Here is a 24,849-nt window from a genome sequence, read left to right on the forward strand (position 1 = left end):
AATTAACCGCGTTGGTGTTGGCACAATACATAGATTTCTACCCCAAATCGGATAATTTTCCCCCTCTCCGAGGGAAGAGATAGCCGGGGGAAAATTATCTATGTGCCGATCGACTATTGGTCAATTATCCATGCGCGAATCAGTTCGTTGATCTGTTCTGGTACTTCGTCGTGGGGACAGTGACCGGCTTTGATAAAGTGTTCTGTCAACTGCGGATAGTGTTTGCGAAATTTAGCGCTTCTTTCTGTGGAATTCATCCACGGATCGCCTTCTCCCCACAGCATTAGCAACCGGCAGTTTAATTGACTTAGCAATACGTCGATTTTTTCGCCTTGGGGTGTTCGGAATACGGAGGCGAATACTTTGGGGGCACCGGGATCGCAGGAGGGAAGGTAAATTTCTTCTACTAATTGGTCTGTGACGGCGCTTTGGTCGAGATAAACTTTTTCTAGGGTTTTCCGAATTGTCGATCGCTGGCGCACGTACTGGAACAGCAGAAAACTTGCCCAATCTTGCTGAAATAAGGTTTTAGCTACCGTAGATATGGCTTTTTGCACGGGCGGGGCTTCGGGTGCGGGCTGCGGTTCGCTGAAGGGGCCGGCGCTGTTGATTAATATGAGTCCGGCTGCTGATTCGGGGCGCTGGGCGGCTACACACAAGGCGGCGTAGCCTCCGAGGGAGTTGCCGGCTAGTACGGCGGGCCGGCCGATGATGTTGGTGATAAAGTCGTGGAGTTGGTCGCGCCAGAGGTCGCCGCTGTACTGCAATTCGGGTTTTGCCGATCGCCCAAATCCGATCAGGTCGATCGCCCACACTTCAAAATCTTTGCTCAGCCCGCTGATATTTTTGCGCCAGTGGTCTGTGGAGGCTCCAAAACCGTGAATTAACAGCAGGGGAGGGCGTTCTGGATGCCGATCGCTGGATCGAACGTAGTATACTGAATGCCCCCGCCACTGCCAGTAAGTGCCGGCTATGGGGGCTGTGGTGATGGCTGGGGTTGTTTGCGTCATGTAAAGAAATAATTATTTACTTTAACTATTGTATCGCGACGCTCAGATTTATAAAGTTTGGCATCCGCGCCGGGGTTCCGCTAGCAAAGGATTCGTCAATGTGAGCGAGTTGGGATCGGCCGCTCTGCCGCACTCAGGCTTAATAAGTTCTGTAACGAATATTGATTTTGTGAGGGGTGCAGCAATGCGAGATATTTTGCTCGATTGCATTTGGCACAATAAATCGGGCTTGGGCTGCAACATACCTAGGTATGATGATTTTGCTGTGTGGCGGTAAGAGCAAGTTCTGGCCGATGGCGCTTGCCTAGCGCCTGCTAGGATCGAACCTGATTGGCGAGGGTCAAGGGATCGACTTTTTTATAGTTATTTCCGAGCTTTTCAACGTGGGGATCGTTTGTTAGGTAGCTGTTAATGGCTTGGGGGATGCAGCGAGCCTAAGCGTTGCTAGTTGGTAAAAGCCGACCTCAAAAATTTCGCTACTGGAAGAAGTTATAAGTAAAATTACTGATGGTTCTCTGCAGAAGTTTCTCAGAATCGCAGAATATTTTGTGACGTTGTTTGCTGTTCTTAATTGCTTTGATACTCTAAGATAGAAGTAGAGCTGCGCCGCTCAATTAATTAGCATTTTGAATACTAGGGAGCCAACTATGCAGGGTGTGAACTTTATCCACCTGAAAGTTAGGGAGTTTTCTGAGTGATTGCTATTTCACCTCGTCCCGTCGGACGCAATTGGATTACAATTAGCTTCGCTTCTACTCTATACCTTTGTCCTATTTTGGATCTGCTCCTAGCAGAGGTGCCAGATTACTGGCAAGCAGAATTGCGGTTGGGGCTTCAAGAAGCTTTGGTAAATGCTGCTAAGCATGGAAACAAATTAGACCCCGGTAAAACTGTAGGAGTCCGTTTTTCGATCGTCCAAAACCAATATTGGTGGGTGATATCGGATGAAGGTTCTGGCTTTAATGCCCCTTGCAGTTGTAACCTTTATACCGATGATTGCGACAGTCTCCTAGCAGAGGACGTTGCAGATAACTCTGGACTACCCCATGTGGAACAGGAATGTGGTAGGGGGTTATTTATTCTTTACCAAATATTCGATCGGGTAGAGTGGAATTCTGAAGGTACAGAGTTACGGCTGTGCAAAGAACTTGCCAGCCCCTACCGACTGCCTCGCTTGCGCTAGCACCGCTATTTGGCAGCAGTTTTCACCTCAGCTAGACCTGGAAATTTTTTCGTTCTCGGGCTCAAGCTTGCAGTGAGAATTTGAACGCTCGGGCTATTGATAGCTGATCATAATGCAAAATGTGAGTTTTGAGTTAAAAAAGTATAAATCTTTTGAACTCACAATCGCGCTGCTCGATCGAGCGGCGCGATTGTCTAAGTTTTGAGCGACTACTCAAGCCAAAACTCCCTACTCAAAACCGCGAAGCGTTACGAAGAACGAAGCAATCTAATTATTTGCCGTGGGTGGGACAGGGAGGAGCAGATATCGATCGATCCAGCCATCCTGCTGCTTGGTTTAAGCGCGGGAGAGCTTCTTCGGGCTGTTTTTTAAGCAAAAAGACCAAAGCGGCCGCAGCTTGCTCGCAGGCTCGCGCGGAACGGTTGGCTTTGAGGCGGTGCCAATCTTTTTCGTGGATGGCGAGGCGCGCGGCTAGAGCTTGGGCTAGTTCTACCGTGCTCAGCTCGTTGAGGTTGACAGTTTGGGCTGTTTGTGTAGTTTCAAGCATAAGTTTCAAGCATAGGTGGCAATTATAGGGATTTGGCTGCCGTTTCTGAATTTAAAAAATATACTGCATATAATAACAACTTAATTGGAAATCGGTTTTTTTTATTATTGTCAGGTTTGCAGATCGAAATGCCTCAACAGCCGTCAGAGTTAAATCCGGAAGAGCAAGAAAGCGACTTTGTTCAAGCGCTCGCAGCAGTGGAGCGATCGCTCGCGGCAGTCAAAGAACGGTACACTCAAATTCAGGTCGATCGACAGCGCCAAGTCGAACTCGGTCATCGGCGCGAAGAAATCCGCCAGTCCAACCGCCAAAATCCACTGCCGGAACTCAAAAAAGAATTGCGGGAAATTGAGCAAGAATTGGAAACTATCGAGTTGAATTTAGAAAGCAGCCTGTTTTCTTGGGGAAGCATAAAACAACCTTTTTGGCAAGCAGTTCGGTTTGGGGGGCTTGGCATTTTGATCGGTTGGATTTTGAAATCCTATGCAGGTTGAACTATGTTGAGATTTATGATTTTTTTAATGAACCGCAGGAATTCACAGGCGGGACGCCTGTTCCACAGAAAACGCTGAGTCAGAGAAAAAACAGAGATATGGTGCAAAATATTAAATAAACAGGAGTGGATATTATGACAAATCAACGAATAGCAGCAATTTTGCGCGCCGGTGAACCAGACGAAACTGTAACTGTTCAAGGTTGGGTTCGTACCAAACGCGAATTGAAAGAATTTGCCTTTGTCGAAGTCAACGATGGTTCGGCGATGGCTAACTTGCAAGTAGTCATAAATTCAGATTTCCCAGACTTTGAAAATGTACTCAAACAACTGAATACAGGTGCATCTCTAGAAGTGTCGGGAGTGCTGGTAGCATCTCCAGCAAAAGGACAGCGAATTGAGTTGAAAGCCTCACAAGTGCAAGTTTACGGTGATGCAGACCCACAAACTTATCCGTTGCAAAAAAAGCGCCATTCCTTTGAATTCTTGCGGACAATCGCGCATTTGCGCCCGCGCACAAACACCCACGGTGCTGTTTTTCGAGTCCGCAATGCTTGTTCGGCGGCGGTACACCAATTTTTTCAAGAACGCGGTTTTTTGTGGGTTCACACTCCCATTATTGCTGCTAGCGACTGCGAAGGTGCGGGGGAAATGTTCGCCGTTACCAACTTTGATTTAAAGAATGTGCCGCGCACTGATTCGCAAGACGTTGATTATTCTAAAGACTTTTTTGGCAAGCGCGCGTATTTAACAGTTAGTGGCCAGTTGGAGGCGGAAGTTATGGCGCTGGCTTTTGGAAATGTTTACACTTTTGGGCCGACTTTCCGAGCGGAAAATTCTAATACTTCGCGACATTTGGCTGAGTTTTGGATGATTGAACCGGAGATGGCTTTCTGCGATTTGCAGGGAAATATGGATCTGGCGGAGGCGTTTTTAAAGTACATTTTTAAATACGTTTTGGAGCAGTGCCCGGAAGATATGGAGTTTTTCAACGAGCGCATTGACAAGACGGTTTTGGCTACTGCTGAAAATATCATTAATAATCAGTTCGAGCGGATTACTTACACGGAGGCGATCGCACTTCTGGAAAAAGCAGACAAAAAGTTTGATTTTCCGGTAAGTTGGGGTTTGGATTTGCAGTCTGAACACGAGCGTTATTTGGCTGAGGACTTGTTTAAAAAGCCGACAATTGTTAGCGATTATCCAGTCGAGATTAAAGCATTTTATATGCGTTTAAACGATGACGAGAAAACGGTGCGAGCAATGGATGTTTTGGCTCCTAATATTGGGGAAATTATCGGCGGTTCGCAGCGGGAAGAAAGGCTGGATGTGTTGGAGCGACGCATGGAAGCGCAGGGTATGAATAAGGAGGAATTGTGGTGGTATTTGGATTTGCGCCGCTACGGTACTGTGCCTCACGCTGGGTTTGGTTTGGGGTTTGAGCGCTTAGTGCAGTTTATGACTGGAATGGGGAATATTCGGGATGTGATTCCGTTTCCGAGAGCGCCTTTGACTATTGATTTTTAGTTGAGTAATACCAAATGGGACTCGCCGGTTGAAACCGCGACTAGACAAACGAAGTCTGCCTCCGCAGACTAAGAAAACCCCGATTTCTTCAAGAAGTCGGGGTTCGGGGTGGGATAAAAAATCCAACTTAAATGCCCTACTACCATATAAAATCCGTTACCCCTGAACCCACTTTCACACAAAGTGTCGGATTGGGAGTAAGCTGGTGATAAAAGCGATAATACCAAATCCTTGTTATTGAGCCCCTTTATGATTCGGCGGTTTCAACCGCTTCTTGTCAAACGAAGTCTGCCCGCGCAGACTAAGATATAAAGGGGGCATTTAAGCCGGATTTGGTATAACCTCTCAAGCTCTGCAAAACAGAAATTTTTCCTATTTTATTCAAAACTAACATTTGGGAGACTAGAATATGAAACCTAGAACTTTGATGACTTTCGGAATGGCTGTGATGAGCCTTACTATTGCTAGTGGATTTAGTCCAGCATTTTCTGCAACTTTAACTCAGTTGGTTTTCGACGAAAAAACACAATTTGGATATGGTGGTGATTGTCTTTTTAATCCAAATGTCTGTGAGCTTAATGGTCAAGGCTTTCTATCGGGAACTATCATATATGACGCTTCACAAATACCAATTTATCCAGATACAAGCGGTAAGCCAATATTTTTTGAAGCCAATTGGAAAGGGCTAGTAAATTCATTACCCTGGCAACCTAATAACATTAATATTAAATTTCAAACGTCTTCTGTCACTACATTTTATTTAGATAGAGAAGGTGGTTACTCTGCTCTGATACTACTAGCCTCAATGTTCGATCCTGAACTACCAGAATTTTCAGCATTTGATCTACGGCTACAATACGATTTTCTTAAAACTGGTAGCGTGCTATCAATTTTTAGTCTGCAAACTCCTTTACCAGGATCAGGAAGTAGAGTTTTGAGTGAGGGAGTTTTAGAACTTACAGAAGTAACAGCAGTTCCTGAACCTGTTACTATTTTTGGATCAGCTACGGCATTAGGATTGGGAGTTTTTGCGAGTTTCCGCCGTCGCCAATCGAGTCGCTCATCCTCGCTGGCTGGAGTCCCAAAAACAACCGACTAAAATTTAAGTAGGTGGTAGTAGTGTCCGCCCACCAGAATTTTTCGGGACACGGGGTGATGCCGTGTCCTCATCCATAAAACTTGATGCGTCAGCGGTTGCTATACCTCTTAGTCCGCTAGGAGTGGACTAAGAGGTATAGAAGCGATTTCAATCGCCCAATGATCTTTGGCAATATTTCCAATTACCGATTAAGTCGCTGGGGGAATTGTGATATCAACAGATTGCACTTTTACCGAAGTTCCCAAACTCGATAACGGCGGTTCAATTGCCGCACTATTTCCCACTACTAATGTTACCAGATTCTCCGGTTTCAAGTAAGTCCTGGCTACGCGCTGCACGTCGGCAATTGTTGCTGCTTCGATGCTGCGGCGGTAGCGAAAAATGAAATCTTCGGGATAACCGTAGTATTCGTAGCGCATTAATCGCGACAAAGTTTGACTGGGATTTTCAAATTTGAAAATGAAAGAATTTAGGGTGGAATCTTTAGCAAAAGCTAATTCTGCCGGGGTAATTGGTTCGGTGCGGATACGATCGATCTCTGCCCGAATTGCCTGGATAAACGGTACTGTTGCGTCCGATCGCGTTTGGCCTCCAGCCACAAACATCCCCGGATAGTCAAATCTCGGACTCCAAGCCGCGTATACTGTGTAGGCTAAACCTTGGCGCGATCGCACGTTATTGAACAAACGGCCACCGAAACCGTTGAGAACCCCGTTCATTACGTCCAAAGCACCGTAATCTGGACTGCTGAGCATTCCGCCCAAATGTCCCATTTGCACGTAACTTTGACTTAATTGTGGCTGATTTACCAAAAATATGCCGCCCCCATTTGCTGGCGATACCGTCGGTAGCGCAGGCATTTCTGCACTTTGAGTCGGTTGCCAGTTGCCAAATTTTTGCTCGATGAGCGATCGCATTTTAGCTGTATCAAAATCGCCAGAAATACCCAAAATCATATTCTTGGGGTGGAAATATTTCTGGTAGAAACTCACCACATCGTCGCGGGAAATATTCGCCAGGGTTTTGTATTCTACCGTGCGCGCGTAAGGACTGCGAGATCCATAAATTAACTTTTCAAACTCGCGGCCGGTAATATCGTTAGGATCGTCATTGCGGCGGGCGATCGCACCTTGAGTTTGGTTCTTCGCTAAATCTAACTTTTCCTTAGCAAATATTGGTTCCCGAATCACTTCCGAAAATAGGTCAAACACGGGTTCCACATCTTCAGCTAAAGCACTAAAATTAGCGGTGCCAGAAGCAACATCAATCCCCGTTTCTACCGAAGCTGCCCGCTGTTCTAGCAACTGATTTAGTTCATCAGCAGTATGCCGGCTCGTGCCGCCAGTTCGCATCACTTCTCCCGTCAATCCTCCCAATCCAATTTTCTCGGCAGGTTCAAAGCGCTCGCCCGTGCGAAATAGGGCCGTTCCCCCGACTAACGGGAGTTCCCGGTCTTCCATCAGATACACGCGGATACCATTTTTTAGCTCGAATCGAGTATATTTAGGCAGTTTAATTTCTGGCACCGCCGGGAATGTTAATTCGTCGTAGTGTTTCGGTGCAGCCGCGAAGGAAGGTAACAAATTAAACGTGCCCAGTGAAACAGTAAAAAAGCAAAGTGATAGCAGAAATAACTTTACTTTTTTAAGTCTCAATTTAGTCCTTTTCATTCTTTCTCCTAAGTTTGATATTGTGACAATTCTACAGCGAGGCCTAGCCTCTGGATCTGCGTTCCCCGGCTCTACCCAAGGCGTGAAAACTTAACGTTAAACCAACCGTCTCTCTTGTTTGTCGCGAACTGCGAGATCCCCCCTAACCCCCCTATTAAGGCCGGGACAAGAGTGTTCTCAAAGTCTCCCTTCTTAAGGGGGATTTAGGGGGCTCTAGACTCGACTAAAAGGGACATTTATTAGGGGTTTTACGTTAAGTTGTCAGGAATGGGCAGAGTCTGGAAAGGAGTTTTCCTTCTTCCTTCTTCCCTCTTCCCTCTTCCTTCTTCCCTCTTCCTTCTTCCTTCTTCTTACAGCGACAAAAGCTTACCAATCGTGCGATTTTCCGGGCGGAAAGTTGCCTGAGAGACACGCTGAATGTCAGCGGGAGTAATAGCCGCGATCGCATCCAATTCCTTGAACAAATTTCGCCACGAACCAGTTTTCACTTGATAGTCCACCAGGGAAAATGCCATGCCCATATTAGAATTGAGCGATCTCAATAAATCGGCTCTCGCCTGAGTTTTCACTCGCTCCAATTCCAAAGCAGAAACCGGCTCAGTTTTTAGGCGCTCGATTTCCTTGCTCAAAGCTGCAGCTACTTCATCAACCGTGTGGTCTGGAGCAGTTTGAGCGTAAAATAACATCAAATTCGGATACTTGTCCCCTGGATAACCGCTGGAACCTTTAGCCACCAGCGCCAATTGCTGCTGTTCTACCAAAGATTTGTAAAGCCGAGAAGTGCGGCCATCGCTGAGCAAAGAACCAATCATTTCATAAATCGCATTGTCGGGATGATTCATCGCCGGCCGGTGGTATCCTTCCAAATACCAAGGTTGAGTTTTTAATTTCAGCGTAACTTCCTGAGTTTGCGTTTGGGGAGGTTCGACAATCTGCAATTCTGGAGGCGCTGATTTCGCCTTGTAACGGCCGAAATAAATTTGAGCGAGTCGCTTCACCTCCGAAGCTTTCACGTCTCCTACCACCGCAACAGTCAGTTTGCTGGGGACATAGTGAGTATCGAAAAACTTCTGCACGTCGCTGCGGCTGAGGTTTTTAATGTCTTCAGTGTAGCCAATTACAGGACGGCGGTAGGGATGAACAGAGAAAGCTTTGTCGGCAAAAACTTCAACCATTTGTCCGATCGCAGAATTCTCGGTTCGCAGCCTGCGCTCTTCTAAAATTACCTGTTTTTCTTTGTAAAATTCCCGAAATACTGGTTCTAGAAATCGCTCGGATTCCAGCGACATCCACAGTTCTAATTTGTTAGCTGGGAGGCTATAAAAATACATTGTGGCGTCGGTAGAAGTCTGAGCATTTAGTCCGACTCCGCCTGCTTGTTCGACTATTTTGCCGAGTTCGTTGCGCTTGACAAATTGCGAAGCTTCGGCTTCAACTTTGTCAAATTCTGCTTTTAATTTGGTGACTTCTTCAGTTTTGCCGCTGGCCTTGGCTGCTTGCATTTGCTCGAAGAGTTGGTCTTGTTTTTCTAGCAGCGGCTTTTCGGCTTGGTAGTCGGTAGTGCCGATTTTTGGCGTGCCTTTGAAGGCTAAATGTTCCAGATAGTGAGCGACACCTGTTTGGCCGTCGGGTTCGTTTGCGCCGCCGACATCGGCGTGAATCAAAAACGATGCTACGGGCGCTCTGGGCCTTTCGAGTACGATGAATGTCATGCCGTTGTCGAGCTTAAATTCGCTGACTTGGCTGATTACTCGATCGAGCGACGGTTGAACAGAGACTGCTTCGGAGCCGCTAGCGGGGTTGGAGCGGGCGAGGGCGATTTCGGGAGAAATTCCCCACCACAGCAGTACAGCGGCCAGCAGGGAGGCTATGAATCGAGTGTGGCTCACGGGCGATTCCCTACGGGATAGCTTTGCTTCACGGGGTTTTTGGAACTGCGGGGTCATTCGATTTTAGATTTTAGATTTTAGATTTTGGATTATCAAACAAAAAAATGTTTGTGCTCGGCGGCCAGAGATTCTTTTCTAAGGATAAAGATTTTTGGAGGCATAAGCGATCTGTTGTGCCGCAGATGTTAGGCTGATACAGCAAATCTCAAAAAGGATCTGGGGCGCGGCGAGGAGTTTTAAGTTTGGGATCAAAGCCGCGCACAACTTAAAACTTAACATTATTTAGCCATTCAGTCCCGGTCCCGTAGTTCCAAGTCGCCAATTACCGATTGCAAAGCCATGCGAATTTTTAATCAGTCTCCTCCTTCTGAAACAGAAACTAAGAAGCGGATTTTACAAGCAGCTCAGCGGTTGTTTGCCCGCAGCGGATACGACGGCACGACAACTCGCGATTTAGCAGCGGCTGCGGGGGTGGCAGAGGGTACGCTATTTCGGCATTTTGATAATAAAAAAGCGATTTTGATTCAGGTGGCAACGGAAGGATGGGTGGAGTTACTGACGGATTTGCTGACAGAATTGAGCGAGATGGGCAGTTACAAAGCAGTGGCTCAGGTGATGCGGCGACGGATGCTGAATATCCGCGAGAATAGCGACATGATGCGGGTGTGTTTTTTGGAGGCGCAATTTCACCCGGATTTGCGCGATCGAATTCAGTTGGAAGTCATTGGAAAAATGAGCGATGTTGCTGAAGCTTTTTTTGAAACAGCGATGGAAAAAGGAGTTTATCGGCAGATGAATCCGAAGATTGTCGCTCAGGTATTTTTGGGAATGTTTGCAGTCGCGGGTTTCAGTCAAAATACGATTATGGAGCCGAATGCTTCTCCGCAGGAAATGCAGGAAATGGCCGAAGGACTCGCAGATATTTTTCTGAATGGGGTTTTGCTGAAAGATGAATAATTAGGGCAACAGGAAAAAGTTGTTATGGGCCAAATTTTGCACTATTCTATTCGGCCGCTAACCCAGGAAGACGAGCCTTTTCTGTGGCAAATGCTGTACGAAGCAGCGCACATGGCCGAAGAAGGCGAATCAACGCTGCAAGAGGTTGTCAATCATCCTTTAATTGCGAAATATGTCAAGAATTGGGGACGTGCAAACGATTTGGGCTTCGCAGCAATAGAATTGAACGGGAACCAGCCAGTAGGAGCCTCCTGGCTGCGTTTGTTTACAGAGGATGATAAGGGGTTTGGCTGGGTTGATGATACTATCCCGGAATTGGCGATCGCCGTTCTTCCAGAATATACAAATCAGGGTGTAGGAACGCAGTTGCTGGATCGTTTGTTGTCAGCAGCAAAAGCATCTTATCGATCATCGGTATCCCTGAGTGTCAGAAGCTCGAATCGAGCCCTGAGTTTGTACGAGCGATCGGGATTTCAAGTAATTGACGGAAGCGAGACAATCAACCGCACAGGAGGGACATCATTCACCATGAAAGTTGATTTTGATTAAGTGAATTATTACTCTATAAAATCGTACATTTGTTGCACCCAACTCTCACGATTTTGCTGCCATTCATCCGTCATTACTTCCCAAGTTGTATTGCTTTCAAGTTCCAGCAAGAGACTTGATACTTCTTCAAGCGTCGATGCTATGTGACATTCTTCTACCCAACTTTCCCGGATCATTTTCCAGTAACTTTGTACCGCTTCCCGCTGAAAATTTGCTTCTAATTCAACTAGCAATTTGGCTAGGTGGTTTTCGTCAATTGCTGCTGATACCTCCCTCATCCAACAGTGGCGAGGTTCTTTCCATTCTTCCGTCACTGCGTCCCCGTTTAGGTGGGATTCAAATTCTAACAGTAATTGGTTTAGTTCTACCATATTAAATTTTGTCTTGTTTGCAGTTTGTGCTATTTTTGTACAAATTTTATTGATTTAGACTGTTGGTTTTTTATAATGAGCGATGTGGCTGAGGCGTTTTGGGAAACGGCGATGGAAAAACAAGTTTATCTAAAGATGAATCCGAAGATTGTCGCTCAGGTATTTTTGGGAATGTTTGCAGTCGCGCCCTTTAGTCAAAATACGATTATGGAGCCGAATGCTTGTCGGCAGCAAATGCAGGGAATGGCTGAAGGACTCGCCGATATTTTTCTGAATGGGGTTTTGCTGAAAAATGAAGAATTAGTGATTAGTTATTAGGAAATTTTAGAGCCTGGAAACGCATATCTACAGGCTCTGAATCCTCGAAACTACTCCTTAAACTTGTGCATTTGCTGTACCCATTTCTCGCGATTTTGCTGCCATTCATCAGCCATAGCTTCCGAATTGATATTGGTTTCTAGTTCCAGCAATAAACTTGATACTTCTTGAACAATCGATGCTGCCAGACATTCTTCTACCCAACGGTTCCGACGCTCTCCCCACTGAATATCCACAGATTTACCCTGCAAGTTAGATTCCCATTCAACTAGCAATTCTGATAGATATGTCAGGTTAACTGATGCTGCCACATCGCTCACCCAACTTGACCGACGCTCTTTCCATTCTTTTTTCACTCCTTCCGATTTGAGGTTGCTTTCAAGCTCTAACACTAACTGATTTAGTTCTACCATCTTAAATGTTCGATTTGTTGTAGTTTGCGCTACAATTATAACAAAATTTTCACTAAACAGAGTGTTATTTTTTTTTAAGATTGCGGTCGCACTGAAACTACAGAATAGATAACTGAATAATGAGCGATGAATTTACTTTAGATATGCTAGACATTCCCCGCGGCTGGCAGCGCGGGGAAGGTGATTGGACAGGAGTGGCGGCGGCTATGGCTAGAGGAGAAACTGTCGAATTTATTCAAGAAGTTGGTTCTACTTTGTGGCAAAACAGTCTGCCAGAAAAACATTCTTTGTATTGGGAGGGGGAAAATCTATCAACTATCAAAGCCCGAATTTGGATTAGTTTCACGCAGAGAAGATTTTCGCCGGAATCGGCTTTGCCAAAGGTTCAGTGGCATCCGAGAGTGTTGTGGATAGGGATAGGTTGTGAACGCGGAACAGGACGAGAATTAATCGAAACAGCGATTCAAAATGTATGTCGCGCTAATCATTTAGCGGAAAGTGCGATCGCAGGTATTGCTACAATAGACACTAAAGCAGGTGAAGTCGGCTTGTTAGAACTTTGTCAAAAGCGAAACTGGCCGTTAAAAACCTTTGCGGCTGAGATTTTAAGTTCCGTAGAAGTTCCCAATCCTTCAAATATTGCAGCAAAAGCAGTCGGGACGCCCAGCGTAGCAGAAGCTGCCGCACTTTGTGCAGTTAGAGAAGAAAATTCAACCGTAGATGAACGCGAATATACGCAGATATCCATCAATCATCTGCGTCCATCTGCGTTTATCTGCGGTTCAAATCCCCTCTTAGTTCCTAAAAAAATATTTCGCAGCAAAAATCCCCCCCTTTTACAAGGAGGGGTTAGGGCGGGTTCTGCCGTAACAGTAGCGGTTGCAGTTTGCCCGATCGAGTATCTGGGATAATGTATTACTGAGACAAAGTATTGGCATTCACAAATCGACCAATCAACCCAGAAACGAATGACAACACAATGGAACCCAACAAAGCCGGCCAAAAACCGCCAACCACAAAGCCGATATTGAACGCACCCGCCAACCACGAAGCCAGGGAAAGCGAAATTGCATTCACAACGAATAAAAACAAACCCAAAGTAATAATGGTCAAAGGCAGCGTCAGCAATGTAAGAATTGGTCTGACAACCGCGTTCACCAATCCGATAACAACAGCAGCCAGCATCGCTGCCGGAAAGCTAACCACCGCAATACCTGGTACAATGTTAGCGGTAATGATCAGCGAAACCGCTGCTACTATCCAAGTTAAGAAAAAACTTAGCATATCTTTTTTTCCATCTCCATCACTATTAATTAAGATTGTAACTGTTTAGTCGATCGACCAAAGTTCGGGATACACTACGAAATACCCACCTTGCGAGAATATCAGACTTATGAAACTCCGGCAACTAGCAGCATTCCTTTTGGCGCTAACTATCTTCATCCTGCCGCAGCCAGCCCAGGCTCAATCTAAATATTACGCTCCGCCCTTGTCCTTTAGCAACGCCGAACTGACAAGGCGCGATTTTTCCGGTCAAATGCTGCGCTCCGCTGAGTTTTCTAACGCTAATATGGACTTGACTAATTTTTCTAATGCCGATTTGCGGGGAGCAATTATGAGCGCTTCGGTGATGACTCAGGCGAATTTGCACGGAGCAAATTTAACTAATGCAATGATAGATCAAGTTAAATTTACTAATGCCGATTTAAGTGATGCAATTTTAGCGGAAACAATTTTGCTGCGTTCTACCTTTGACGGAGTTGATATTACCGGCGCTGACTTTACCGACGCAATTATGGACGGATCACAAGTTAAAGAATTGTGCACAAAGGCAACCGGGATTAATTCTCAAACTGGGATTTCTACTCGGGATTCTTTAGGATGCCGCTGATTTATTTTATCATCCCATAATTTAAATTTCTCGAATATTGATAGGGGCGGGCTAGAAGCCCACCCCACAAAATTAATACACAAAATAAATTTATTTGTGGAACGGGCCGGAGAGTGCGTTCCTGAAAGCTTAGCTAAAACCAAATTTACTAAGGCTTTGCTTTTTTCTGAGCAGCCGCATAATGCTCACTCATTAACTGATTAACTTCTGGATTGTAAATCCGCAGATAATTCCAGTAATTCTCAAAGACTGATTTCACGTATCCTTTCGTTTCAGGAAACGGAATCTTTTCCGCAAAAGCATCCGGGTCACTAAATTTAAACTTCTTCAACCAATCTGATACTGCATTCGGCCCGGCATTGTAACTCGCCACAGCTAACATCGAGTTATTCTTGTACTCGTCGTGAGTGTGATCCAAATACCACGTACCGAGTTTAACGTTGTCGTCCACATTCTCCAATGAATACTTTTTGAGGCTGATTTGTCCAGCAACCCAAGCTGCTGTTTCCGGCATTACTTGCATTAACCCGGTAGCGCCCACTGATGATTTTATGGCTGGCATAAACCGCGATTCTTGCCGGATTAATGCTGTTACTAATACTGGATTTATTTTGCGCTCTTGCGACCATTTGACAATGGTTTCTAAGTAAGGAAAAGGATAAAGTGCTTGCCAATAAATCGGTTGCTGTCTGAGTTCGAGGTATTGGGTTCTATCATCTGGTTTATCGCGCTGCCGCAAACTACCAACCATCCACAAACCGTCTAAATTGTCTCCGACTCCAATTCGCATTAAACCGTCGGTAAACTGTTCGGCAATACTTGGTTCTACGCGGTCGATAAATTCTACTTGCCACAGCGTCCAAGCATCTCTATCTTGACCTAATTGATAGAGTTCTTTCAACGCAGGAGAACCGGCGGTTGGTTCGGGGCGCTGAGGCGGCCGCACTACATTGGGAGACAAATTTCGGACTGTGGTAAAGTCGCCTACGGGCCAGCCGAGAACTACAGCCGATCGCCAGGCAAAATATGATTCTGGATAGCGTAAGATAGTGTAGTCAAATGCAGTCTTGGCGTCTTCTTCGCGGCCGAGTTGCTGTGCCCATTTCCCGACCCAAAATGCTGCTTCTGGAGCTTGTTCACTATCGGGATTGTGGGTGGTTAATTCTCTCGCCCACTGCCAAGCTGATTTTAAATCTCCGCCTTTGGCAAACTGCTGGGCGATCGTCCACCGCAATTCGCCAGCTTTATCAGAATTAGTGTATTTTGTCAAGAGCAACTTGCGGGTATCTGAGGCGGATTGACCACTGCGTGCTTTGTCGAGAAGTTGGGATTTATCTAACAAAGCTTCGGGGGCATAATTGGGGAATTTGCTAATAACTCGATCTAGCACAACGATCGCTTCTTTCGGTTCGCTCAGCCGCGATAGCCGAATTAAACCCAAACCAGTATCTTCGGCATCGGGAAACTCGCGCACTAATTCTTGATAGGCAATTCTCGATTCCGGGATTTTTCCGTCGAGCCACAAACCGCGAGCTTTGCGGTAAAGATTTTTGGCGTTGCGGGGAGCTTTCCCGTAAGCAATAGCTCCTTTGCCATAATCTTGTTTTTCCCAATAGCCAAAGGCAATTTCTTCCCAATCTTCAGGTTTCAAAGTGGCGCTGTTTCGCTGCACCAGTTGTTCCAAAATTGTCCCGTAATCTTTGACATAATGACCGTATTTTGCTACGAGCAGCATCAACTGCGGCTGATTGGGATTTTCTTTTAACTTGCGGAGGGCAATTTCTACGCTGCGGGGATGACCAGGAAATTCAGTAATTGCCTGTTGCCAATATTCCGGTTTTGACTTGCCTAAAACATATAAAGCTTCGGCTGCTACCGGGTCGCTCGGATAGTTTTTTAGCAGTTCCTCCCAAGCTTTTTGAGTTTTGCCTTTGTCGCCACTCAATTGGTAGGCTTCCGCTCTTTTTAGGGCAATCTGAGCAGCTAAAACCGGATATTCTTGCTCTAATTTGTCCAATAACTTTAATGCTTTGGCCGCATTTCCTTGCTGGATTAAATCGCTGGCAAGCAGGTAGCGGGCGCGGCTTTGAGGAGAGATTTCCTGCTGCGGGTTCGTACTTGCAGACTGACTGGTTGCGAGTTCAACTAATTTCGCCGATCGCTCGCTCGGTGACAGCGATACCAGCATCTTAACTTGCGATTCGGAATTCGCTGCATTCTGGGGCTGCTGAGCCTTCTGGACCGAGCCAAAACCCATCCATTTCATCGCAGCAACCAAAGAGCCGATCGCAATAACGCAAACTGAAACGCTGATTAAAACAGAAAATCGGGCCCGGCGTCGTTTTAGCATGGGAAAATTTAAGAGAATAACAATAGATAACCGATCGTTTGTCAAAAGCCATCAGAGGCAGGATGGGTGTTCCACGCCATCACAGGCAGGATACCTCTTTAACGAGAAATAAATGTTAAGAGTGGGGTGCGCCCTTTGGCCCGACCCCAAAACAGATTATTGAAATTGGCGCGAGATCCGATCGCAGGCGGACTTGGCTGATATAGTAGCAGAATTTATTTCGATGTGGAGCGAAGAATTTGTGCGCTCGATCTATTTCCCCGCACCAAGGAAAAACCACAAACCACCAAGTACAAAGTACAATCAAAAATCTAAAATCTAAAGTGTAAATCAAAACATGGAATTTCTAGTCACCGATACGCCCCGCTCTGTTTGGACCGGAGACGCCCTGGCAATTGCTTTATTTGAGGACGGCTTGGAACTCACCGGCGAGCTGGCACAATTAGATGAAAAGCTGGCAGGCACTTTGAAAGAGCTGCTACTGGAAGTAGATTTTAAGGGCAAAGTGGGTACGAGCGCCATCACCCGCGTCGGCGGCAATAATCCCATTCGCAAAATTGCGATCGTCGGTTTGGGCAAAACAGAGGACTTAAAATTAGACACCGTGCGGCAAGCAGCAGGCGTTTGCGCCAAGTTAGCCAAAAAAGAGAAATGCAAAACCCTCGGAATTAGCTTTCCGGTGTGGAAAAATGCCCCGGATGTTACAGCAAGCGCGATCGCCGAAGGCGTTGAACTCTCATTGAATCAAGACAACCGTTTCAAATCGGAACATGAAGACAAAAGCCCGCAACTCGAACAAATTCATTTGCTCGGTTTTGCCGGTACCGAAAGTGCGATCGCCCGCGCCCGCCAAATCACTGCCGGAGTCATTTTAGCACGGGAATTAGTCGCAGCACCGGCAAATTTTGTTACCCCGATTACCATGGCGGAAACTGCTCAAAGTCTAGCTGCCGAATGCGGTTTAGAATTAGAAATATTGGAGCGGGAAGACTGCGAAAAACTAGGCATGGGAGCCTTTCTCGGCGTTGCTCTAGCATCTGATTTACCGCCGAAATTTATCCATTTAACTTACAAACCCGAAGGCACACCGCGCCGCAAAATAGCAATTGTGGGCAAAGGATTGACCTTTGATTCCGGGGGTTTGAACATCAAAGGTGCGGGCAGCGGCATTGAAATGATGAAAATAGATATGGGCGGCGCTGCGGCTACTTTGGGAGCAGCAAAGGCGATCGGACACATCAAACCAGATGTGGAAGTTCACTTTATCAGCGCCGTCACTGAAAACATGATCAGCGGCCGCGCCATGCGCCCTGGAGACATCCTTACAGCTTCCAACGGCAAAACAATTGAAGTCAACAATACAGACGCAGAAGGTCGTTTAACCCTGGCTGATGCTTTGGTATTTGCTGATAAATTGGGACTTGACGCGATTGTCGATTTAGCAACTCTAACCGGGGCCTGCGTAATTGCTTTAGGCGACGATATCGCCGGTTTGTGGAGTCCTCAAGATAGCGTCGCCGCCGAAATAGTTGCCGCCTCAGAATTGGCAGGCGAAAAATTTTGGCGGATGCCGATGGAAGAGAAGTATTTTGAGGGATTGAAAGCATTGCACGCCGACATGAAAAATACTGGTCCACGTCCCGGCGGTTCGATTACGGCGGCGCTATTTTTGAAGCAGTTTGTAAAGGATACTGCATGGGCGCATTTAGATATTGCCGGCCCGGTTTGGACTGACAAAGAAAATGGCTACAATGGCCCTGGGGCTACCGGTTTTGGAGTTCGGACTTTGGTGCATTGGGCGCTCGGCGGCGCTTAATAGTGGATTTCCAGCCCAAAAATTGAGATTTTCTCTGCCTTAAAAGTCTGCTAGTCCATCTGTGAGCCAGGGGTTAAAAACCCCTGGCTCACTGCTTAAGTAATCTAAAAGAAAATTTAATAGTGCTCATTAACAATTTAAATATATCTGAAGCAATCAGTAGGCGAACCTATGTATTCCGTCACAGGGAGCAACTTAAGCGTTGCTAGCCGTGAGGCTCACCATTGCTCTTACTTGAGAAAAGCTTCGTTCCCAGGGCCCCACCTCCACAGTTGTGACATTTCCTGAAAAAATAGCTGTTTCATAAAAAATGAAAAAAGTATATAATTATGTAAATATTTCACTAGCCGAAATCAAATAATTAGATTTGATCGGATTTGCATTGGTACAGATAATTTTTTTCTTGAACTTTATGCAAGAACAATTAACAATTTTTTTTTCCACACTTGCTGTATCTTCTAGACTCGCCTGCAACGTGGTGTCGGAGTTGCGACTGTACGCTATTTTTGACTCACTGACGGCACTGGCTTATTGCTCGATCGCTCTTTCTTTAGTTTATTTTACCCGCCAAGGTTCTCACCGCAAGATTTTCCGGCTGTTTGCGGTTGTTTTTTTTGCCTGGGGCGCTGCTAAATTGACGGAAGTTTGGACGCTTTGGCATTCCATATATTGGCTGTCGGTAACTCTCAAAGCTGCAAGTGCTTTGATTTCTTGGCTTTTAGCGGCAACCGCCCTCGCCCTGATGCCGAAAGCACTTGCAGATTCGGGTTTAAATCACAAAGAAAATCTTCAACAACTGCCGTTAAAAGAGGTAGAAAAAAACCATAACCAGCATGATATCCACAAAGGAGAATTGGCAAAACCATCACTCAAATTTTCCCCTTCAGATACTATTGTCGATCGCACTTTAGCTCTCAATTCGCTTAACGAACAGTTAGAAAAAGAAATTGCCGATCGCCACCGAGTTGAGGAAAGGTTGCAACTGACTCAGTTTGCGATCGATCGATCGGCAGATGCGATATTCTGGATCGGGCCCGACGGTAAATTTTTGTACGTCAACGACGCTGCTTGCACTTCATTGGGATATTCTGAAGCAGAATTGCTCTTGATGACCGTGCACGACATCAATCCAGATTTCCCCCAAACTGCTTGGAGTTTGCACTGGAAAGTCTTAAAACGCTGCGGTTCGGTTAATATTGAAGTTCACCACCTCACTAAGTACGGTCGCATTTTTCCGGTAGAAATTACCATCAACCATTTGGAATTTAACGGCAAAGAATATCAGTGCGCGTTTGCTCGCGACATTAGCGAACGCAAGCGGATTGAGGCAGCTTTGCGAGAAAGGGAAGAAGAATTTAGGTCATTAGTTTCTAGCATTCCCGGTGCGGTTTACCGATGTAGTGATGCTGGGCGATCGAGCCTAACTTTTATCAGCAGTGGCATAGAAGCTATTTCCGGCTATCCTGCAGCTAACTTTATGCAAAAACCGGTGCAGGCTTTTCCGAGTATAGTTCATCCCGATGACGCTGAGCAGATCGAGACAATTATCGATCGGGCTATTAAGACAAAACAACCTTACATCATCGAATATCGCCTGATGCACTGCGACGGAAATGTGCGGTGGGTTGCAGAGAAAGGTCAAGCCGTTTTCAACGCAGACGGTGAAGTTTTATCCCTCAACGGTGCCATTTTTGACATGACAGAGCGCAAAGCAGCCGAGGATGCTTTGCGACTCTCCGAGGCGATCGCCAACAACAGAGCCCAGCAGCTAGAAATCGCTCTCAAAGAACTCCGAGAAACTCAAGCTCACCTAATTCATACCGAAAAAATGTCCAGTCTCGGTCAAATGGTAGCTGGAGTCGCTCACGAAATTAATAACCCTGTCAGTTTTATCTACGGCAATATTTCCTACGCCAGCCAATATATCCGAGACTTGTTGCAGCTTGTGGAACTTTACCAAAAACACTATCCTCAGCCCGTGGTAGAAGTTCAAGAATGTATTAACAATATCGATTTAGAATTTCTGAGAGAAGATTTACTAAAAATATTATCTTCGATGAAAATGGGAGCCGATCGCATTCGCGAAATAGTTCTGAGTTTGCGAAATTTCTCGCGTTTAGACGACTCGGTAAAAAAACCTACTAACCTTCACGAAGGCATAGATAATACCCTCTTAATATTGCACAACAAACTCCGAGCCAGAGGCGACTATCCAGAAATAAAAATAATCAAAGATTACGGTCAACTCCCTTTAATAGAATGTTATGCTGGTCAGCTCAATCAGGTATTTATGAATCTGCTTAGCAACAGTATTGACGCCTTGGAAGATGCTTGCAACCAAAAAAGGCGATCTGCGGCCGGCGGCGAGGATTGGAAACCAACTATTAGGATTCGCACAGAAGCCCTGAACGAAAATAGTATTTGCATCCGCATTGCCGATAATGCGATCGGCATGACAGAAGACGTGCGTAGCCGATTGTTTGATCCGTTTTTCACGACTAAACCGATGGGAAAAGGTACTGGTTTAGGGTTAGCCATCAGTTACCGAATTGTCGCTGAAAAACACGCCGGAGCCTTGAGCTGCCGTTCCACAGTAGGAGAAGGTACGGAATTTGCGATCGAGATTCCTTTATGAATGAGTGCGACGGAAGTATCCAGAATTTGGCAGAAGTTATCGATCACTATAAATTGTCAAATGGGCTGTAAAAAAAAACCAATTTTCAAGAAAAATCCAAAAATTGGCTATAAATTACCAAGGTAATAATCAACATGGCAGTGAAATTGTAAATTGTGTACCCCAACCTAAAGTTGAGTTGACTTCGAGCATACCAGAGTGTTTCTCCGCTACAATCTGCCGTGCGATCGCCAAACCCAATCCCGTGCCTTTCCCTACTCCCTTAGTGGTAAATAAGTGGTCAAAAATATGACCTTTTATCTCATCTGATATCCCTGGCCCGTTGTCAGAAATGCGAATCGTAACCCACTCCTGAGACTGTCTTTCGGTGCGAATCGTGATGCAATTGGCTGCGGCTTTAATCTTCTCTAAACTCCGTTCCCGATTTGATTCTTCCAGTGCATCAATGGCATTGGCCAATATATTCATAAACACCTGATTTAATTGTCCGGGGAAGCAATCAACTGAGGGCAAGTTGCCATACTCTTTCACAACTTCAATCGCTGGACGCTGTTCGTTCGCTTTCAATCTGTGTTTGAGAATCAAAATGGTACTGTTAATTCCGTCATGAATATTGAAAGGAACTTTGTAATCTTTGTCGGCTCGGGAGAAGGTACGAAGACTGGTGCTGATACCTTGAATGCGATCGCACCCGATTTGCATCGAATTCAACATTTTGGGTAAATCTTCTAAAAGATATTCGATATCGCTCTCTTCAGCTTTTTCTTCAATCTCCTCACCCGGACTGGGAAATTTTTCTTGATAGAGTTGCAAGTATTCTGTAATATCTTTGACAGCAGCGATCGCTTCATGAATATTGCCAGAAATAAATCCGACTGGATTATTAATTTCATGGGCAACCCCGGCCACTAAGTTCCCCAACGCCGACATTTTTTCGCTCTGCACTAATTGCAGTTGAGATTGTTCCACCTGGTGAGCGTAGTCCTGGGCTTGCTGATACAATCGCGCATTTTCTAGGGAAATGGCAGCCTGAGTGCAGAGGAAGTTGAGGACGAGGAGACGATCGCGAGTAAACACTCCTTTCGTCGATCGATGTTCGAGATAAAGTATGCCAACTAAGTTCCCGCGATCGAGAATCGGAGTACATAGCATACTCTCAGAGTGATACTGGAGCGTACAGTCATTCATTAAACCCGGAATATCGGTCTTGCCACCTTCAATAACCACAGTTTCCAAGGTATGTTTGACATAATAAACCAGTTTGAGCGGAATCACCGCCGAGCCATCTAGAGGTTGGGTTTGCAGCAGGGTTGTGGGTAACTCGTTATCTGGATTGATGTGAGTTATTGCCCTGATTTGCCATTCATCCTGATGGGGGAGTAGCAAAGCACAAGTTTCTGCCCCTGAAGTTTTCAAAATAATTTGATTGAGGGTGGCGAGCAATTCATCAATCTGAATTTTACTGGATAAAGCTTGAGCAGCTTGTACAATAGATGCGAAATCCAGGGCATCGGAAATACTTGTGCTACTGGTGGTGGAAGTGTGCGAAGAGTGGCTAATTGTTCCCAGCGTCTCTAAAGGATTAAAGCGGAGTTTTGGCTGATTCAGGATGGGTTGAAGTAATTGGGCATAGCGTTTTTCTAAGTCTTCAACTTTGGCTTTAGCTCCCCAACGAGCATAACAGTAATATGCTTCCTGCATATAGCTGGCTGCCACTTTTTCTTTGGCCCAGTCAAGGTAGAATTTGGCAGCTAATTCGTAGGCGAGCGCTTCTTCTTGGAGGAATTGATTTTCTTTAGCTAGTTGGATCGCGCGATCGTATAACTCTAAGGCTTGCCAATTAATCCCTAATACCCTAGCCTTTTCCGCTTCAATTAATTCATATCTATACCGATTTACTTCTGTTGTATTTTCGGCCCAAAACTTCATTTTTTCCTGATTAATATTAACTTCTTCCAAGTAGTTATTTTGTTCGTATCCTGTGACTTCTGTATACCGATTTAACAAAGTTAGCGAATGGTAAAAATTGAGAACTACCACTTGCATAAAACCAAAAGATGCTCCAGCTTGTTCCTGTGCTAGTCCCACATTTGTTAAGGCTTGGCTACTATCGCCCAACAAGTAAAGTAGAATAGTTTTAGCCACATAAAACATAAATAAAACTGTTCCCGATTTAGCAGCAATGATGCGGGGCAAAGTTTTCTCTTCATCAAAGCTTTTACCGATCAATAATAGGGCATCGGCAGCTTGACCCTGTAAATTCAAACCTAATTGTCGCCATATTTGCGCGAAATGACTAGAAAGTTCTTGTTTAACATTAATACAGAAATTTACATAAACTTCTTGTTGCTGGACGGCCGATTCTAAGTTATCCTCCGTAAAAAATAAGTAACTACACAAATTTCCAGCACAATATCCACCCCATTCAAAATCACCTACTTCGAGCCCTGCTTGTACTCCTTCCCGCAAAGGCTCGACACTATTTTTGGCGGGTTCTTTCCAAGTGCGAATATTGGCATTAAATAAGGTATAAACTTTGGCTTTGAGTTCTTTAGCGTTAAACTTATCTAATAACTTCAATGCAATTAAACCTGCATGATAACCTCTATCTAATTGACCTGATCCTACTAATAATAACCCGTAAAAACCATAGGCAAAAGATGAGAGTGCTGAATCTCCATATTTAAGACACAAATTAATCATGGTGATGATTAATTGCGGAAAAATCTCTGGTCTTGCTACAAATACAGGAGTACAGAGTGTTCTTAAAATTTGCATTGCTGCCAGCTTATATGGATCTGTCATAAGTGGCAAATTATCTAAATCGTCAAGATTTGGTAAATCAATTATCAAATCCTTTTGCAAGTCTATTGTTAGTAAAGAAATTGATAGCTTTTCTAACACTTCTAACCCAATCTCTACTGCGACGATAATTTCTATTTGCTGAGCAATATGAATTTGCATTTTTAATTCATAAATTTTCACTTTCTCCAGTAAATTATTTGCTTTGATCAGCGCGAATTCAGCTAAATTTAATGATTCCTCAAACTTAAGGTTTAAATATTCAGCTTCGGCAGTAGCGATGTAAATATTTAGGGTCAATTCATACTGATTTTGCCAACAGTCTGTTGTCAGTAACCCCATCGCCGTTTTTAAATAGACCGTTGCGGCAGCATAAGCGTTAGAAGTTTTGGCTTTCCGCCCTGTCACTAGGTTTAATTCAGCTAATTCTTGGCGATTGCTTGGTTGAGTGATTAAATCTTTACCCTGATTTAAGTGTCTGACAATCTCAAATATTTTTTCATCCTGTTCTATGTCTGAGGAATTTTGTAGTAACAACTGTCCGATTTGGAGATGAGTTTCTTGCTTTTTTTCATCAGGAATGAGGGAATAAGCAGCTTGCTGAACGCGATCGTGTAAGAAGCGATAGGCGACCGTTTGAGTAATCGCTTGAGAAATAGTCGGTTCTATTCCTACATAAAACTTATAAACTTCACTCTGGGGAAGAATCAACCCTTCTTGTAAAGCTTTCCACAAAGCCGTTGCGCTTTCCGTCTCAGAACTCTCTGAAACAATTGCTAATGTTGCTAAGTCAAACTGGTTGCCAATGCAAGCGGCTAATTTTAAGACTGACTGAGTGTCTATGGACAGTTTCTGCAACTGCTGCGCCATAAATAGCACCACATCATCAGTAAGCGCTGCCTCTCGAACTGTACTAATATCGCACTGCCAATGTCCCGATTGGAGATCGAAAATAAGCCATTCATCCTGATGCAAGGCTTTGAGAAACTGCGTAGCAAAAAATGGATTTCCTTGAGTTTTTTGATATACTAATTCTGTTAGGGGTTGTGCCAACTTAGGAGAACAACCTAGCGTATCCGCTACCAATTGATTCAAACTAATTTGGTCGAGCGGTGCTAATGTTAGGGTGTTGAGGGTTGTTCCGGCCTTCCTCACTTCATCTAAGGTCAACATCAGGGGATGGCTTGGTGATACTTCATTGTCCCGATAGGCTCCCAACAGCAATAGATAACCCAATTGCGACTCACTGACGAGCAATTGCATTAACTTCAGCGATGCCGAATCCGCCCATTGTAAGTCATCCAAAAATATCACCAAGGGATGCTCTTT

19 protein-coding genes and 1 pseudogene are annotated in these 24,849 nt (G+C 45.1%); 11 read left to right on the forward strand and 9 right to left on the reverse strand.

Annotated elements, in window-relative coordinates; genetic code table 11:
• Positions 1–113: 113 nt before the first annotated feature.
• Positions 114–1,010 (reverse strand): alpha/beta fold hydrolase, encoded by an 897-nt coding sequence (locus tag QT994_RS19615; protein WP_333177302.1) that lies wholly within the window; start codon positions 1,008–1,010, stop codon positions 114–116.
• Positions 1,011–1,704: 694 nt separating this feature from the next.
• Between QT994_RS19615 and QT994_RS19620 the strand changes: the two genes are divergently transcribed.
• Entirely contained in the window at positions 1,705–2,193 is a 489-nt protein-coding gene (locus QT994_RS19620; RefSeq protein ID WP_333046827.1) for an anti-sigma regulatory factor, read from the forward strand.
• 271 nt (positions 2,194–2,464) lie between these two features.
• Here the strand turns inward: QT994_RS19620 and QT994_RS19625 are convergent, their stop codons facing one another.
• On the reverse strand, positions 2,465–2,740 hold the full coding sequence (locus QT994_RS19625; RefSeq protein ID WP_333046828.1) for a DUF6439 family protein: 276 nt from the start codon (positions 2,738–2,740) through the stop codon (positions 2,465–2,467).
• 128 nt (positions 2,741–2,868) lie between these two features.
• Here QT994_RS19625 and QT994_RS19630 point away from each other — a divergent pair, with 128 nt between their 5' ends.
• From QT994_RS19630 to QT994_RS19640, 3 genes are all read left to right on the forward strand, one after another.
• The gene (locus QT994_RS19630) at positions 2,869–3,234 is read left to right on the forward strand and encodes a DUF2203 domain-containing protein (RefSeq protein ID WP_333177304.1); all 366 of its coding nucleotides are present in this window, start codon (positions 2,869–2,871) and stop codon (positions 3,232–3,234) included.
• Between the two features lie 134 nt (positions 3,235–3,368).
• A complete protein-coding gene (gene asnS, locus QT994_RS19635; RefSeq protein ID WP_333177306.1) occupies positions 3,369–4,760 on the forward strand; it encodes an asparagine--tRNA ligase in 1,392 nt (463 codons plus the stop codon).
• A gap of 409 nt (positions 4,761–5,169) precedes the next feature.
• Positions 5,170–5,859 (forward strand): PEP-CTERM sorting domain-containing protein, encoded by a 690-nt coding sequence (locus tag QT994_RS19640; protein ID WP_333177308.1) that lies wholly within the window; start codon positions 5,170–5,172, stop codon positions 5,857–5,859.
• Positions 5,860–6,047: 188 nt separating this feature from the next.
• On the opposite strand, the gene QT994_RS19645 is transcribed toward QT994_RS19640, so the two are convergent.
• Both QT994_RS19645 and QT994_RS19650 read right to left on the reverse strand, forming a co-directional pair.
• Entirely contained in the window at positions 6,048–7,529 is a 1,482-nt protein-coding gene (locus QT994_RS19645) for a pitrilysin family protein (RefSeq protein ID WP_333177309.1), read from the reverse strand.
• 350 nt (positions 7,530–7,879) lie between these two features.
• Positions 7,880–9,475, reverse strand: coding sequence for a pitrilysin family protein (locus tag QT994_RS19650; RefSeq protein WP_333177311.1), 1,596 nt, complete (start codon positions 9,473–9,475; stop codon positions 7,880–7,882).
• A 282-nt stretch (positions 9,476–9,757) separates the two neighbouring features.
• Between QT994_RS19650 and QT994_RS19655 the strand changes: the two genes are divergently transcribed.
• Both QT994_RS19655 and QT994_RS19660 read left to right on the forward strand, forming a co-directional pair.
• Positions 9,758–10,375, forward strand: coding sequence for a helix-turn-helix domain-containing protein (locus tag QT994_RS19655; RefSeq protein WP_333177314.1), 618 nt, complete (start codon positions 9,758–9,760; stop codon positions 10,373–10,375).
• Between the two features lie 24 nt (positions 10,376–10,399).
• A complete protein-coding gene (locus tag QT994_RS19660; RefSeq protein WP_333177317.1) occupies positions 10,400–10,924 on the forward strand; it encodes a GNAT family N-acetyltransferase in 525 nt (174 codons plus the stop codon).
• Between the two features lie 8 nt (positions 10,925–10,932).
• Here QT994_RS19660 and QT994_RS19665 read toward each other — a convergent pair whose 3' ends face one another.
• On the reverse strand, positions 10,933–11,295 hold the full coding sequence (locus QT994_RS19665; protein WP_333046836.1) for a hypothetical protein: 363 nt from the start codon (positions 11,293–11,295) through the stop codon (positions 10,933–10,935).
• 75 nt (positions 11,296–11,370) lie between these two features.
• Between QT994_RS19665 and QT994_RS19670 the strand changes: the two are divergent.
• Positions 11,371–11,613: pseudogene (locus QT994_RS19670) on the forward strand (TetR/AcrR family transcriptional regulator); the annotation flags it as partial.
• Positions 11,614–11,663: 50 nt separating this feature from the next.
• Here the strand turns inward: QT994_RS19670 and QT994_RS19675 are convergent.
• On the reverse strand, positions 11,664–12,026 hold the full coding sequence (locus QT994_RS19675) for a hypothetical protein (RefSeq protein ID WP_333177320.1): 363 nt from the start codon (positions 12,024–12,026) through the stop codon (positions 11,664–11,666).
• A gap of 119 nt (positions 12,027–12,145) precedes the next feature.
• Between QT994_RS19675 and QT994_RS19680 the strand changes: the two genes are divergently transcribed.
• Positions 12,146–12,937, forward strand: coding sequence for a cobalamin biosynthesis protein (locus QT994_RS19680; protein WP_333177322.1), 792 nt, complete (start codon positions 12,146–12,148; stop codon positions 12,935–12,937).
• A gap of 4 nt (positions 12,938–12,941) precedes the next feature.
• On the opposite strand, the gene QT994_RS19685 is transcribed toward QT994_RS19680, so the two are convergent.
• Complete coding sequence (locus tag QT994_RS19685) at positions 12,942–13,310, reverse strand: phage holin family protein (RefSeq protein WP_333177324.1); 369 nt, start codon at positions 13,308–13,310, stop codon at positions 12,942–12,944.
• Between the two features lie 109 nt (positions 13,311–13,419).
• Between QT994_RS19685 and QT994_RS19690 the strand changes: the two genes are divergently transcribed.
• Positions 13,420–13,917, forward strand: coding sequence for a pentapeptide repeat-containing protein (locus tag QT994_RS19690; protein ID WP_333177326.1), 498 nt, complete (start codon positions 13,420–13,422; stop codon positions 13,915–13,917).
• 148 nt (positions 13,918–14,065) lie between these two features.
• Here the strand turns inward: QT994_RS19690 and QT994_RS19695 are convergent, their stop codons facing one another.
• Positions 14,066–16,267: a transglycosylase SLT domain-containing protein gene (locus QT994_RS19695; protein ID WP_333177329.1), complete on the reverse strand. Its 2,202-nt coding sequence runs from the start codon at positions 16,265–16,267 to the stop codon at positions 14,066–14,068.
• A gap of 337 nt (positions 16,268–16,604) precedes the next feature.
• Here QT994_RS19695 and QT994_RS19700 point away from each other — a divergent pair, with 337 nt between their 5' ends.
• Together QT994_RS19700 and QT994_RS19705 are read left to right on the forward strand one after the other, a co-directional pair.
• Positions 16,605–18,083 carry a leucyl aminopeptidase gene (locus QT994_RS19700; RefSeq protein WP_333046843.1) on the forward strand — a complete coding sequence of 493 codons (1,479 nt, stop codon included), beginning with the start codon at positions 16,605–16,607 and terminating at the stop codon, positions 18,081–18,083.
• 412 nt (positions 18,084–18,495) lie between these two features.
• Positions 18,496–20,718, forward strand: coding sequence for a PAS domain S-box protein (locus tag QT994_RS19705; protein ID WP_333177331.1), 2,223 nt, complete (start codon positions 18,496–18,498; stop codon positions 20,716–20,718).
• Positions 20,719–20,847: 129 nt separating this feature from the next.
• Here the strand turns inward: QT994_RS19705 and QT994_RS19710 are convergent.
• Positions 20,848–24,849, reverse strand: a 4,002-nt coding sequence (locus QT994_RS19710; protein ID WP_445243925.1) for a trifunctional serine/threonine-protein kinase/ATP-binding protein/sensor histidine kinase, incomplete at its 5' end; no start/stop codon positions are given.

The organism is Microcoleus sp. S13_B4, assembly GCF_036700885.1.
In the GTDB taxonomy this organism is placed as follows: Bacteria; Cyanobacteriota; Cyanobacteriia; order Cyanobacteriales; family Microcoleaceae; genus Microcoleus.